The following is a 13714-nucleotide window of genomic DNA, read 5'->3' as shown; positions in this document are numbered from 1 at the left end:
GTGTTCCCTTCGAAGCCGACGTCAATCGGTCGTGCAGGCCTTGCGGATGATCTCGGCGCGCCGACGAGGGTTACGCGGTGGGCGAGTTTCCGACGCGCGTGGATATTCGCAGCGCTCGCCATTAGCGAGATCATTCTCGCCACGTTTCTTTTCGATTTCGATCTGCCTCGGCCAGCTTTCACCTATTGGCAGAACCCCATCGTCTATGCCAGCGCCCTCGCAAAGATGCTGGTGCTCGCCTTTCCTCTCTTCCTCATGGTGGTGTGGCCACGGCGGCAGGAGCTGATCGCGGCCTACAGCAGGGCCTGCGCCAGGCCAGGTCTGCCGTACGCCATCGGGCTCAACGTCGCGCTCTTCGCAGGCCTGCTGTTGTCAAAGTTCACGTTCTCGAACATGGCGGAGCTCTCGCTCTCAGCGGTGACGTTCTATGCAGGCCTGCTGCTGGCGACCGGCGCGTCGCTCGCCCTGGTCGCTGCTCCGCCGAGCTTCTGGAGGCAGCTTCTCACGCTGGCGCCGGTCGAGATCGCGCTGGCGCTCCTCAGCGCGTCCGTCGCCGCCGGGGCGGGCCGCCTCGCCCAGGAGGGCTGGGGGCCGCTATCGAGTGCGACGCTTGCCGTCTCCCATTGGTTTCTGACGCTCTATGAGCCCGACGCCTTCGTCAACAGCGAGCATTGGATTCTTGGTGTCGGCGACTTCCGTGTTCAGGTGCTCGGCGCCTGCTCGGGCTACGAGGGCGTGGCGCTGATCGTCGCCTTCCTTTCGATCTACATGTGGGTCTTTCGCCGCGATCTGAAGTTTCCCAACGTGCTGCTGTTGTTCCCCATCGGCGTAGCCACGATGTGGACCCTCAATGCGCTCAGGATCGCGGTGCTGGTGAGCATCGGAGCCCACGTCTCGCCGGATGTCGCCATCCAGGGTTTCCATTCGGCGGCCGGCTGGATCTGCTTCCTCGCCGTCACGCTTGCCTCGATCGCCATCTCGCGGCGGGTGCCCTATTTCGCTCCGCAATCGCCGGCTGCGCCGGCGCAGCCCGTGGAGCCGGCGGCGGCCGCGCCCTCCTCTGGTTCCGTGGTGGCGCTCCAGTACCTGGGGCCGTTCATGGCCCTGGTCGGCGCGAGCATTATCGCGTCGGCCTTCGCTCCGCACGACCAGTGGCTCTACGCGGTCAGGGTGGTGGCGATCGGTGCGGTGCTCTACTGGTTCCGGGACGCCTATCTGCCGCTGCTGTCGGGGGCCTCGTGGTTCTCGGTCGTAGTCGGACTCGCGGTGGGTGTCGTATGGATCGCGACGGATCCCGCAAGCGACGTGGCATCGCCGCTCGGCCCGTGGCTTGCCGCGTTGCCGCTGTGGGCCGCGCTGCTCTGGCTCACGCTGCGGGCGATCGGCTCCATCGCGCTGGTGCCGGTGGCTGAGGAACTCGCATTCCGCGGCTATCTCGCACGTGTTCTGGTCTCGCCCAAGTTCGAGCAGGTCGGGTTCGGCGAGTTCCGGCTGCTCGCCTTTGTCGTATCGTCGGTTGCCTTCGGCCTCATGCATCAGCGCTGGCTCGCCGCCTGCCTCGCGGGCGCGGTCTATGCCCTGCTCATGTATCGCAGCAAGCGCCTCTCCGATCCCATCGCCGCGCACGCCGCGTCGAACGCCGCCATCATGGGCTGGGCGGTCGCGACGGAGCAGTGGTCGCTGCTGTAGAGATTATCGGCTTTTCCTGAATTGCGCGACCGGCGCCGTGTGTCCGGGCCGTGTCGGCGTCCTGTACATCACCGACAGATGAGCACGGGCACCTTGCTGTGCGTCACGACGTTGTGGGCCTGGCTGCCGAGCAGCAGGCGCGTAAGGCCGCGCCAGCCGTGAGAGGCCATCACGATGAGGTCGCAGTTCCGCTCGTTGGCCGTGTCCAGGATGCCCTCGGCCGGCGCCTTGCCGACCACATGGTAGGTGGCGCATGTCAACCCGATTCGCTCGGCGGACGTGGCGGCGGCGGACAGGATCCTGGTGGCGTTCTCCGAGAGACGCCGCTCGTACTCCTGGATGGGGAACGCCATCTCCGCCTGGGACGGCGTGATGCCCATCAACGGCTCGGTCACCGTCACCGCCGTGACCTTCGCGTCGAGCGCCTTCGCCAGCTCGAGTCCCTGATCGACGGCCTTCTGGGCCAGCTCGGAACCGTCTGTTGCGATCAAGATATGCTTGAACATGTGCGGCTCCACGGCGTCCCTCGGCGGACACAATTCGATGCGGCTGGAGGTTCTAGACCTAGAGCGCCGTAACGATCGCTCGTTGATCTCAATCAACGGCGGCGTGCCCGCGAAGTGCCGCCGCACGGCCGTGCGCTAGGGCGATCTCCTGAAAGTCTTGAACCAGGCGAGGATCTGTCTCCAGAACGTGGCGACGGCGACGAGCGCCGTGATCAGCAGCACCGCGATGGCCATCTGTACGACGCCGAAGTTGGCCGCGTCCTCGGCGACGAACCAGCCGGCGACGATGGCGGCTGCGATCATGATCGGGGTCAGGAGCCAGGAGATGACAGGCATGGCCGGCGGTTCCTCAGCATACTGCAGCATACTCTACTTTTCAGGCGCTGAAAGCAGATCGATCGACAGCGCGTAGGGTTGGCAAGGCATTAAGATCATTGCGGGCTCAACTCTTGTGCGGGGCAGGGAGCACGAGCTCGATGGCGCTTTCGATGTGCGACTTGAGGACACGACGGGAGGCGGGTGCCTCGCCCAGCAAGGCGCGCAGGTGGAGGTCGCCGATGATGGCGCCGAACAAGGCCACGGACGTGCGCTCGATATCCTGGAACGCGAAGCCCGGGTTGTCGTCCTTGAACGATTTCAGCGTATCAGCGAGGTACTTCTTCCCCTTGCGCATGGCACGCTCGTGAAATTCTTCGGCAAGCTCGGGGCAGTGCCGCGCTTCGGCGATGACGAGACGGGTCATCTCCACGTGCCGGCGCAACAAGGCATGCTCAGCGAGCGTGAGCAGGCGCGAGCGCAGCTCCTCGTGGCTGTTCGGGCGGTTCTCGGCCAAGGCTTCGGCCGGATAGGGCTCGACAAAGCTGATGAGGGCGGCAAAGAGGGAGCGCTTGTCGGAGAAAAAGTCGTACAGGGTGCGCTTCGACATGCCGGCGACCTGGGCAATTTCCTCCATCGTTGCAGCGCCATAGCCGATCTCGGTGAAGACGCGCTCTGCGGCTTCGAGAATGCGCTGCCTGCGCGCATCCTCGGTGAGCGTGGGCGGTCGGCCCCGCCGCGCTTTCGCCCGGGCTCGTGTGGTTTGCTCTTTTTGACGGCTTGACATTGCGAAACGTTTCCGTTTCTTAAATGATAGATCGCACGTGCGTCATGGGCAAGAGGGACGCGTTCCGCAATGCATAAACAATGTTCCGCGGCGGGCATTGCCAGCGCGCGCAGGAAGGTCGAAGCTCAATTGATGACGAACGAGATGCGAGGCCATACGCCAGCGCATTGCTTCCGCTGCGGTGTTGCCGCAGCGCTGCTTGGCGCGTGGGCGCTGCTACCCACGAGTGGTGCGGCTTGGGCGCAGGCTCCGGGCGGCGCGGCGCCGCCCCCGAACGTCGTCGTGCAGACGGTCCGCCTTCGCGATGCCACCGATGAGGACAGCTTCATCGGACGCGTGCAGGCGATCGACAAGGTCACGATCCGGGCGCGCGTCGACGGTTTTCTTGCCAGTCGCGGATTCGAGGAGGGCAAGGAGGTGAAGAAGGACCAGGTCCTCTTCACGCTCGAGAAGGAGCCGTACGAGGCGGCACTGGCGGCGGCCAAGGCCAATCTGGCCAACGCGCAGGCTGCATTGGAGCTGGCGCAGGCCACCTACGACCGCACCAAGCCGCTTGCCGACCGGGGCACGGCGTCGCAAGCCGCGCTGGACGATGCCATCTCGAAGCTCTCGCAGGCGCGCGGCAGCGTGCAGGCTCAGGAAGCGGCGCTGAAGCAGGCCGAGCTCAACCTCGGGTACACTGAGATCCATGCGCCCATGGACGGGCGCACGGGGCGGGCCACCTACTCCGTCGGGGAGTACGTCGGGCCCTCCAGCAACCCCCTGGTCACGCTGGTGCGGCAGGACCCCATGTACGTCGCCTTCCCGGTGCCGCAGCGCGTTCTCCTCACCGTGCGGCGCGAGGGGCGTACGGCGGAAAGCGTGGTGGTGGGGCTCAAGCTGCCGGACGGCAGCACCTACACGCACGACGGCGCCATCAAGTTCGCAGAGGTCGAGGGCAACGCCGGCACCGATACCATCACCGTACGGGCCGAGTTCCCGAATCCCGATCGTCTGCTCGTCGATCAGCAGATCGTCGGCGTCAGCGTGCGCTCCAAGACGCCCGAACTCAAGCTCATGATGTCCCAGTCGGCGCTTCTGCTCGATCAGCAGGGCGCCTACGTGCTCGTCGTCACTCCCGACAACAAGGTCGACACGCGGCGCATCGAGGCGGGCGAGCAGCGCGGGCCGCAGATCGTCGTCACGACGGGGCTCGCGGAGGGGGATCGCGTCATCACGAGCGGTCACCAGAAGGTGCGTCCCGGCATGACCGTCGAGGCGACCGAGATCAAGGACGACCTCAGCGCGGCGCAGAACTAGGGCAGGCGGCGTCATGATCTTCGACATCTTCATTCGCCGTCCGCGCCTGGCGATGGTGGTCTCCATCGTGGTGACGCTGGCCGGCCTGATCGCCACGCAGGCCATCCCGGTCGCGCAGTATCCGGAGATCGCGCCGCCGACCGTACGCGTCAGCGCCTCGTACCCCGGCGCCGATGCGCTGACGGTCGAGGAGAGTATCGCGCAGCCGCTCGAGAACGCCATCAACGGCGTGACCGGCATGCGCTACATGAAATCGACGTCGGCGAACGACGGCTCCTACTCGCTGACCGTTTCGTTCCTGCTCGGCACGGACCCCGACATCGATACGGTCAACGTGCAGAACCGCGCCAACCTCGCCACCGCCAAGCTGCCGGAGGAGGTGCGCCGCACTGGCCTCACGATCTCGAAGGTCTCGACCGATCTCCTGCAGGTGTTCCTGTTCTACTCGCCGGCCGGCGACAAGGACGAGCTGTTCCTCTCCAACTTCGTCACGCTCAATATCCTCGACGAGCTGAAGCGCGTACCGGGCGTCGGCGACGCGTCCGTGTTCGGTGCCCGCGACTACGCGATGCGGATCTGGATCGATCCGCAGAAGCTCGCGAACTTCGGCCTGTCGGTGCAGGACGTCATCCAGGCCGTGCAGTCGCAGAACCTCCAGGCCGCAGCCGGCCGCATCGGCGCGGCGCCGCTCTCGGACGACCAGCGCCTGCAGCTCACGGTTACCACGAAGGGGCGCCTTTCCACGACGGAGGAGTTCGGTAACATCATCGTCCGTTCGGGCGGCGACGGGTCGTTCGTGCGCGTGCGGGACGTTGCCCGCGTCGAGCTCGAAGGCGCGTCCTTCGACAGCGAGGCGCGCTACGAGGGGAAGCCGGCGGCGCCGGTCGGCATCTACCTTTCGCCGGGTGCCAACGCCGTCAACGTGGCCACGGCCGTCTCCAAGCGCCTCGACGAGCTCAAGGACCGGTTCCCGGAAGGTGTCGAGTTCGCCTACGTCTACAACACGGCGGATTTCGTCTCGGCGATGATCGAGAAGGTGATCCATACACTGATCGAGGCGTTCGCGCTGGTCGCGCTTGTCGTGTTTGTGTTCCTCGGCCGTCTGCGGCCGACCTTCATTCCGCTGATTGCCGTTCCCGTAGCGATCATCGGCACCTTCGCCGTGCTGCTGGCGGCCGGGTACTCCGCCAACACCATTTCGCTGCTGGCGCTCGTGCTGGCCATCGGCATCGTGGTCGACGACGCCATCATCGTGGTCGAGAACGTCGAGCGCGTCATGCACGAGGAGCCGCACCTCTCCCCTGCCGACGCGACGCGCAAGGCGATGTCGGAAATCGCCGGTCCCGTCATCGCCATCACGCTCGTGCTCCTGTCGGTGTTCGTGCCGGTCGCGTTTCTGTCCGGCTCCTCGGGCGTTCTGTTCCGTCAGTTCGCGATCACCATCTCGGCGGCGATGGTGATCTCGGCCGTCAATGCGCTCACGCTTTCGCCCGCCCTCTGCTCCCTTCTCCTCCGCCCCGGACATCCGGTCGGCGTGATGAAGGCCATCACCAGCGCCATCGATTCCGTAGCCGACGGCTATGCCGCCGTCGTGCGGCGTCTCGTGGCCGTGTCGGCGGCGAGCCTGCTCGCGGTGGCGCTGATCGCTGGCGCGGCCTACATGATCTTCAAGCAGACGCCGTCGGGCTTCCTGCCCGACGAGGACAAGGGCTTCGTGATGGGCATCATCACGCTGCCCGCCGGTGCCTCGCTCAACCGCACGTCGGAGGCGGCGAGCAAGGCCGAGGCCATCGTGCGCGCCGACCCCGCGGTCGACGGGGTCACGAGCGTCCTCGGTCTCGATTTCCTCGGCGGTGGCTCGGCGTCCAACGGCGGTGTCATGTTCATCCGTCTCAAGCCGTACGCGGAGCGGACGTCGCGCGAGATGCACTCGACCGTGGTTGCGCGGCGGCTCATCGGCGCGCTCTCGTCCATCCCCGAAGGGCAGATCATCACGCTCAATCCGCCATCCATCTCGGGCCTCGGGCAGGTCGGTGGCTTCGAGTACGTGCTGGAGGCGCTGCAGGGGCAGAGCCCGTCCGACATGGCAGCGGCGATGCGCGGACTGGTGGTCGCCGCGAACCAGCGTCCCGAGCTGGCGGCTGTGTTCTCGACCTACGAGGCCGAGACGCCGCAGATCCGCCTCGATATCGACCGCGACAAGACGCGTGCGCTCAACATCTCCCTCTCCGACGTCTTCGCCGCGCTGCAGGCGACGCTCGGCGGCTACTACGTCAACGACTTCAACCTGTATGGACGCACATGGACGGTGCGCATGCAGGCGGAATCGCAATACCGGAGCAACATACGGGACATCTCGGCCATCTACGTCATGAACAGCGCCGGCGAGATGACGCCGATGTCGTCCATCGCGGACGTACGCCTCGATGTCGGGCCGCGCACGCTGACGCGCTACAACAACTACCGCGCTATCTCCATCAACGGCGGGCCAGGGCCGGGCCGCGGTCCGGGCGAGGCCATCGCGGCGATGCAGGATGTTTCCGCAACCACGTTGCCGCCCGGCTATGCGTACGAGTGGACCGGACAGGCGCGCGAGCAGATCGAGTCGGCGGGGCAGACGACAATCGTGCTCGGTTTGGCGCTGGTGTTCGCCTACCTGTTCCTGGTCGCTCTCTACGAGAGCTGGACGGTGCCTATCCCGGTGCTGCTGTCGGTGGTCGTGGCCATTCTCGGCGCGATCGCGGCGCTGTGGGTGCTCGGCATGAGCTTCACGCTCTATGCGCAGATCGGCCTCGTGGTGCTGGTGGCTCTCGCGGCCAAGAACGCCATCCTGATCGTCGCCTCCTCGATCGAGCGGCGCGCGGCCGGGGATTCGCTCCTGGAATCTGCGGTCGATGGCGCGCGGCTGCGCTTCCGGCCGGTGATGATGACCAGCTTCGCGTTCATCATGGGGCTTGTGCCGCTGGTGATCGCCAACGGTCCGGGTGCGGACAGCATGATCGCCGTCGGCGTGCCGGTGCTCGCCGGCATGCTCGCGGCCTCGGCCTTCGGCATCTTCCTCATTCCGATGCTCTACGTCGTCTTCCAGCGCCTGCAGGAGGGGCGCCAGAGCACGGCGGATGCCGGCACGAAGCAGGGCGCCGACGCCAGCTAACGTGGCGTCGGGCTCGTTTTCTCGGAGTTTGGTGGAAAGTCGCAAGCCCGCGCTTCGCGCGGGCCGGCCGGTTAGGCGGCGTCTGCCACCCGCTGGAGCGTCTGCGGATCGACAATGCGAAGGCCCGCGGAGGTCTCCCTCACCGCCCCTTCCTTCTTCAGGCACATCAGAGCGGCACTGAGCTTGTCGATGCTCATGTTCAGCTTGTCGGCCACAAAGCCTGCCGTGATCTCATCGGGGATGAGATCCCGATCGCGGCCTTCGGGCACGTTCATGCTGGAGAGCGCCAGCAGGAAGTTGGCGACGCGCGCGGCGGCCGGGATGTGGGTGGCGGCCAGCGTCTCGTCACGCAGATAGTCGAACTCGCGCTCGACGGCCGATGCCAGCCGGAACGACAGCCTGTCATCGCTCTCGAGGGCGGACGAGAACGCCTCATCGGAAACGAGGCTCACGACCGTGTCCACCATGGCCTGGGCGGTGCTCACGTGATTGCGCAGGTGGCCGAGGCCGACGATGTCGCCGGGGAAGGCAAACTCGATCACCTCGTGGCGGCCATCGGCCCAGAGCATGTAATGGCAGAGCGCGCCGCGCTCGATACGGTAAAGCCGGCGCTCGTCGCCTGCCTGGAACAGGATGGCGCCGGTTTCGACGGTCTGCAGCACAAGGCCGGCATCCGACGGGAGCGAAACGTGCTTCCCGTCCTCGGTGCTCAAGCGCTCAAAATTTTCCGACTGGCAAGCGATTGCCATAACGCGTTACTCCAACAGATGACGCTGATTTAGTTTTGCGCCTTGCCTTAATCAAGTCATATTTGCAGCGGTGCCAATGGGTAACGGCACTGCGCTGACGGTAAATCTTCGAGCAACCTCGTCTGTTCCCTGGGGAACCTGCAAACCGGCCCGTGCGACGATTTCGATCAGTACGGGGAGGAGATCCCGGCAGGGGACGCGGCGTTCTCGGGGGGCCGCACCCCCGCCTTCAAACCCTTTATTGCCAGTTTTGCGCTGCACGGGCGCACCGATAAGCTATTAATCCGGAATGAAAAATCCGTTCCGACTTTCAGAAAACGCCGTTAAATTCAGTAGTATGCATTTTTTTTAATCACCCCCGTGTAGGATTCTCCATCTCAAGGAGGGCGCTTTCGCCCCAAATAATAATCATTGGGCGGAAGAATGGAAGCCTCCGGTCAGACGAGTGTCTTAAGGCGCGTGGATGCGCTGATGGCCTCTTATGGCCTCGCGCCCGATACCGTCCTCATCCTGTCGCTTGCCGGTCTCGCGGCGGTCAATCTCGCCGTCTTCCTGGCGCTGGGCTTCTCCACCTCGGCGGTGCTCCCCTCCGCCACGGCGGCGCTTGCGGTTCTGCTTGCGACGCAGGGGGTCGAGGCGCTGCGCGGCGAGCGTGCTGCGGTGGAGGATTGGCGGGGGCAGGCGCAGTCTTACCTGCGGATGCTCAACGACTATTTCCTGGTCTCCAAGGCGGATGCCGAGGGCCGCTTCTGCGAAGCGAACGAGAACCTGCTGCGCCGCACCGGGTATTCGCTCGAGGAGCTGGCCAGCCAGCCGCTCGGCGGATTGAGCGCCGGCGTCTACAGCCCGGAATACCTCTCGGCGATGTGGTCGACGGTGCAGTCGGGGCAGACGTGGTCAGGCGAGTTCTGTGACCGGGCCAAGGACGGATCGCTGATCTGGGTCCGGGCCATCGTCATTCCGTGGAAGAATTCCAGTGGAAAGCTCGAGTACCTGACGACAATCGGCGTCGACGTGACGGAGCAGCGGAGCGCGGAAGCGGAGCTCAAGCAGGCGCATGCAACGCTGCAGTCGTTCATCAAGCATGCGCCGGCGGCGGTCGCGATGTTCGACACCAAGATGCGCTACGTGGCGCATACCGATCGCTGGCTGCAGGACTACAATCTCACGCAGACGACGCTTGTCGGACTCGGTCACTACGACGTGTTTCCTGAGATCCCGGCGCACTGGCGGGCCAAGCATAACCGCATTCTGGCCGGAGCGACCGAGAGCTGCGAGGAGGAGCGGTTCCTCAGGGCAGACGGATCGGAGAACATCCTGCGCTGGGAAGTCCGCCCGTGGTACATGCCGGACAGCAGCATCGGCGGCATCATCATGCTGACCGAGGAGATCTCCGAGCGCAAGAAGCTGCAGGACAAGCTGTGGAGCCTGGCTAAGCTCGACAGCCTCACGGGGCTGCCCAACCGCCTCCTGTTCAACGAGACCCTGCGCGATGCGATCGTGGCGGCCGTCGAGGGCGGGAGCAGCCTCGGCGTGGCGCTGTTCGATCTCGATCATTTCAAGGAGATCAACGATACGCTCGGGCATGATGCCGGAGACGAGGTGCTCAAGATCATTGCCCAGCGGTTGCAGAACGCGCTGGGCGGCGCCGGCACCATCGCGCGTCTCGGCGGTGACGAGTTCGCCGTGCTCATTCTCGGGCAGGGCAGCGACGACGCCATCTACGAGACGGTCGCCGATATCAAGACGGCGCTGTCGGAGCCGATCAACCTCGCGGGGACGCTGCGTGCGTGCTCGGCGAGCATCGGCGTGACGGTGTTTCCGCGCGACGCCACGGATCCGAGAGACCTGCTCAAGAACGCAGACCTCGCGCTTTATCGTGCCAAGAGTTTCGGCCGCGGAAGGACAGATCTGTTCTCTCCCGACCTCCGGGCCGCGATCGACCGCAAGGTCGAGCTGCAGGAGAGCGCGCTCGGCGCGATCCAGCGCGACGAGTTCCTGCTTCACTTCCAACCCATCGTGCCCTCGGACCCGGCGCTTCCGCCGTCGTTCGAGGCGCTCCTGCGCTGGCGCCATCCGGTGCACGGCCTGCTTGCGCCGGGCAAGTTCGAGGAGATCTTCGAGGATCCGTCCGTCGCGGTCGCGATCGGAGACCGCGTCATGGACCTCGCGCTCGCCCAGGCGTCCGCGTGGCAGGCGGAAGGGCTCGCGTTCGGACGCGTGGCGATCAACGTGACATCGGCGGATTTCGCCTTCGCCTCGCTCTCGGAGCGGCTCCAGGCGAAGCTCGACCGATATGGCGTCCTGCCCGACAAGGTTTGCATAGAGGTGACGGAGCGCGTGATTCTCGGCGGCGGCTCAGTGCACGTGGGCGACACGCTGCTCAAGCTCGACGAGCTTGGCGTGGAGATCGCGCTCGACGATTTCGGAACGGGCTACGCATCGCTCTCGCACATCAAGGCGTTTCCCATCGGACGGCTCAAGATCGATCGTTCCTTCGTCGCCGACATGCAGGACAACACGGACAACCTTTCCATCGTGCAGGCGATCGTGCAGCTTGCGCGAAGCCTCGGGCTCGGCGTCACGGCCGAAGGGGTGGAGGAGGAGACGCAGGTGGCGCTGTTGCGCAGCATGGGGTGTGGCAGCCTGCAGGGCTACTACTTCTCGAAGCCGCAGCCGGCCGAGGCTATCCGCCGTTTCCTGAAGGCGAAGCCGCGCCGCCCGCGCGTGGCTTGATGCGCTCGCCTTAGAGCGCGATCAGCTTTGATTGAGTCGCGATCGCGCTCCAGCCTTTTTGATGAGACCGATGATTCACGTTTCGGACGGATAGGGTCCGAAGCGATCATGGTCTAGACGGCGTGCAGATCCTTCAGGCGCGCCGCGATCTCGGCGTCTGGAGCCTTGGTCAGGTCGAGGTTCAGCTCCAGCTTGACGGCATTGCGCACCGGCGCCGACAAGGCGGCGCGAAGGTCGCCGAGCATCTGGGCCGGCGCGATGATGATGAGAGCGCCGAACGCCCTGTTGGCGAGCTCTGCGTCGAGTTTAGCGGCCAGCTCCACCGCGAACTTGGTCTTTTCTGCGCGATGCGGATCTACTCCCTTCGAAATGGGATGGCGCATCGGGCTCGCGCTCTCGAAGGAGCGAGGCTGGCGGTCGCGCACGAGGTCGTGCGTCTTTGGCAGATCATGGGTGAAGCTCATGCCCGGCAGCGCGGCGAGGCGCTTGTCCGGGCTCTCTCGCGCCAAGATTCGCGCCCGGCCGGCATCGGCCACGAGCACCCAGGTGCGGTCGTCCTTCCTGCTCGTCATCGCGGCCTCCTCGGGTTTCGTATGCGTACGTGATCCCTGATCAGACCGGTCGTTGCGCGGTGTCCGAAGCGGCGGCGCTACCGGCAGACGAGGACCGGGACCGTGCTGTTGGTCAGCACCTTGATGGCCTGGCTGCCGAGCAGGAAGCGCATCAGACCGCGCCGGCCGTGCGAGGCCATGACGATGAGGTCGCAGCCGTGACGCTCCGCGGCCTCGATGATGCCGTCGGCGGGGAACTGATCCTTCACGTGCTGCGTCGCGCAGTCGACGCCAGCCGCCTTTGCCTCGTCGGCGACGACGGAGAGGATCTGCGCGGCGTTGGCGGCGACGCTCTCATCGTACTCCTTGATCGGGAAGGCCATGGCCACCTCCCCTGGTGCGACGGCAACCCACGGCTCGGTGACGTTGACGATGGTGACCTTGGCGCCGAGACCCTTGGCGATATCGAGGCCCTGCGTAACAGCCTTGCCGGCCAGCTCCGAGCCGTCGGTGGCGATCAGGATGTGCTTGAACATGCGGGTCCGGCTCCTCCGTTCGTAGGCCGAGTTTACGCCTTTGGCGCGGATCCGTCAGTTGACCTCAATCAACGGCGTCACGATTTGGTTTCACGCTCGATAAGCGTGCGCTTGCGTGCGACTCCCCAGCGATACCCAGAGAGGGCGCCGCCGGTACGGACGACGCGATGGCAGGGAATGGCGACCGCAATCCTGTTGGCGGCGCAGGCGGAGGCCACGGCGCGCACGGCGGCCGGCTTGCCGATGCGGTCCGCGAGCTCCGCATAGGTAACGGTGGTGCCGGGAGGGATCTGCCGCAGCGCCTCCCAAACGCGATGCTGAAAAGCCGTGCCCTGCACGTCGAGCGGCAAATCGAGCCCGGTGCCTGGCGCCTCGACGAAGGCCACGACCTTGGCGACCGTGTCCTCGAACTCCTGGTCGACGCCGATCAGGACGGCCTTCGGGAAGCGCTCCTCGAGGTCGCGCACGAGCGCGTCGGGATCGTCGCCGAGCAGGATTGCGGCGATGCCCCTGGCGGTGGCGGCGACCAGGATCGCGCCAAGACTGCATTGGCCCACGGCGAAGCGCATCTCGGTGCCGTTGCCGCCGCGCTGGAAGTCAGATGGCGTCATGCCGAGCGCGCCGTCGGACTGGGCGTAGAAGCGGCTCGCGGAGTTGAACCCGGCGTCGTGGATGGCTGCGGTCACGGTGCTGCTCCCTTCGTGCAGGGTCTCGCGGATGCGCTTCAGGCGATGGGCGGCCGCATAGGCCTTCGGCGTCATGCCCATGGCGGCCTTGAAGACGCGGTGAAAGTGGTAGCGGCTGAGGCCGGCGGCCTCGGCCAGCGCTTCGAGGGACGGCGGCTCCTCGGCCCTCTCGATCAGCCGGCAGGCAGCCGCGACCTTGGCCGCGTGGGTGTCCCGCAGGACCTCCTCGTTCGGCCGGCAGCGCTTGCAGGGCCGGAAGCTGGCTGCCTCGGCGTCGGCGCAGGTGGCGTGGAAGCGGACGTTCTCGCGTTTGGCCAGGCGGGCGGCGCAGGAGGGGCGACAGTAGACGCCCGTCGAGGCCACCGAGTAGTAGAACATGCCGTCGAAGGCCGGGTCGCGGGCCACCACGGCCTGCCAGAGGCGGTCGTCGGCCGGGTTCGTCGTGGCTTTGGTGCTCATGCCGGCGAAGATAGGCTCGCCGCGGCACCTCGGCACTCCGGTTCTTGCTCCCAAATCAAAAAATTGGTGCGAACGAGGCCGGAGCCGCGCAATTTCCGGCACCGCACCGGTTGCTCTCGGCGTCCGGGTCGGGTAGATGAACGCAGCGCGGGCGCCGGTCGCTTCGCCTGCGTGGAGTCATCAGCCTACAGCGCTGAAATCAAAGCGATATTCTTTGGTAAGCTGCCGTAGCTCAGTGGTAGAGCAC

11 protein-coding genes are annotated in these 13714 nt (G+C 65.8%); 4 read left to right on the top strand and 7 right to left on the bottom strand.

From position 1 onward, the window contains the following. Positions 1 to 1689 carry an exosortase E/protease, VPEID-CTERM system gene (gene xrtE / locus IT540_RS02715; protein ID WP_291172892.1) on the top strand — a complete coding sequence of 563 codons (1689 nt, stop codon included), beginning with the start codon at positions 1 to 3 and terminating at the stop codon, positions 1687 to 1689. Between the two features lie 68 nt (positions 1690 to 1757). On the opposite strand, the gene IT540_RS02710 is transcribed toward xrtE, so the two are convergent. From IT540_RS02710 to IT540_RS02700, 3 genes are all read right to left on the bottom strand, one after another. After that, positions 1758 to 2195, bottom strand: a complete 438-nt coding sequence (locus IT540_RS02710) for a universal stress protein (RefSeq protein ID WP_291172889.1) — start codon at positions 2193 to 2195, stop codon at positions 1758 to 1760. 135 nt (positions 2196 to 2330) lie between these two features. After that, on the bottom strand, positions 2331 to 2531 hold the full coding sequence (locus IT540_RS02705) for a hypothetical protein (protein WP_291172887.1): 201 nt from the start codon (positions 2529 to 2531) through the stop codon (positions 2331 to 2333). Positions 2532 to 2637: 106 nt separating this feature from the next. Further along, on the bottom strand, positions 2638 to 3297 hold the full coding sequence (locus IT540_RS02700; RefSeq protein ID WP_291172884.1) for a TetR/AcrR family transcriptional regulator: 660 nt from the start codon (positions 3295 to 3297) through the stop codon (positions 2638 to 2640). A 132-nt stretch (positions 3298 to 3429) separates the two neighbouring features. On the opposite strand from IT540_RS02700, the gene IT540_RS02695 reads away from it, so the two are divergent. Beyond that, the gene (locus IT540_RS02695; RefSeq protein ID WP_291172881.1) at positions 3430 to 4596 is read left to right on the top strand and encodes an efflux RND transporter periplasmic adaptor subunit; all 1167 of its coding nucleotides are present in this window, start codon (positions 3430 to 3432) and stop codon (positions 4594 to 4596) included. Between the two features lie 13 nt (positions 4597 to 4609). Next, on the top strand, positions 4610 to 7750 hold the full coding sequence (locus IT540_RS02690; RefSeq protein ID WP_291172878.1) for a multidrug efflux RND transporter permease subunit: 3141 nt from the start codon (positions 4610 to 4612) through the stop codon (positions 7748 to 7750). A 71-nt stretch (positions 7751 to 7821) separates the two neighbouring features. Here IT540_RS02690 and IT540_RS02685 read toward each other — a convergent pair whose 3' ends face one another. Continuing rightward, the gene (locus tag IT540_RS02685) at positions 7822 to 8499 is read right to left on the bottom strand and encodes a Crp/Fnr family transcriptional regulator (RefSeq protein ID WP_291172875.1); all 678 of its coding nucleotides are present in this window, start codon (positions 8497 to 8499) and stop codon (positions 7822 to 7824) included. Positions 8500 to 8970: 471 nt separating this feature from the next. Here IT540_RS02685 and IT540_RS02680 point away from each other — a divergent pair, with 471 nt between their 5' ends. Next, positions 8971 to 11235: a bifunctional diguanylate cyclase/phosphodiesterase gene (locus tag IT540_RS02680; RefSeq protein WP_291172873.1), complete on the top strand. Its 2265-nt coding sequence runs from the start codon at positions 8971 to 8973 to the stop codon at positions 11233 to 11235. Between the two features lie 113 nt (positions 11236 to 11348). Here the strand turns inward: IT540_RS02680 and IT540_RS02675 are convergent, their stop codons facing one another. From IT540_RS02675 to ada, 3 genes are all read right to left on the bottom strand, one after another. Continuing rightward, on the bottom strand, positions 11349 to 11807 hold the full coding sequence (locus IT540_RS02675; RefSeq protein WP_291172871.1) for a host attachment protein: 459 nt from the start codon (positions 11805 to 11807) through the stop codon (positions 11349 to 11351). Between the two features lie 77 nt (positions 11808 to 11884). Beyond that, positions 11885 to 12322 (bottom strand): universal stress protein, encoded by a 438-nt coding sequence (locus tag IT540_RS02670; RefSeq protein WP_291172869.1) that lies wholly within the window; start codon positions 12320 to 12322, stop codon positions 11885 to 11887. 77 nt (positions 12323 to 12399) lie between these two features. Beyond that, on the bottom strand, positions 12400 to 13467 hold the full coding sequence (ada, locus tag IT540_RS02665) for a bifunctional DNA-binding transcriptional regulator/O6-methylguanine-DNA methyltransferase Ada (protein ID WP_291173004.1): 1068 nt from the start codon (positions 13465 to 13467) through the stop codon (positions 12400 to 12402). Between the last annotated feature and the right edge of the window lie 247 nt (positions 13468 to 13714).

Source organism: Hyphomicrobium sp. (assembly GCF_020852195.1).
Lineage (GTDB): Bacteria > Pseudomonadota > Alphaproteobacteria > Rhizobiales > Hyphomicrobiaceae > Hyphomicrobium_C.
This window is presented reverse-complemented; position numbering and strand designations above follow the sequence as displayed.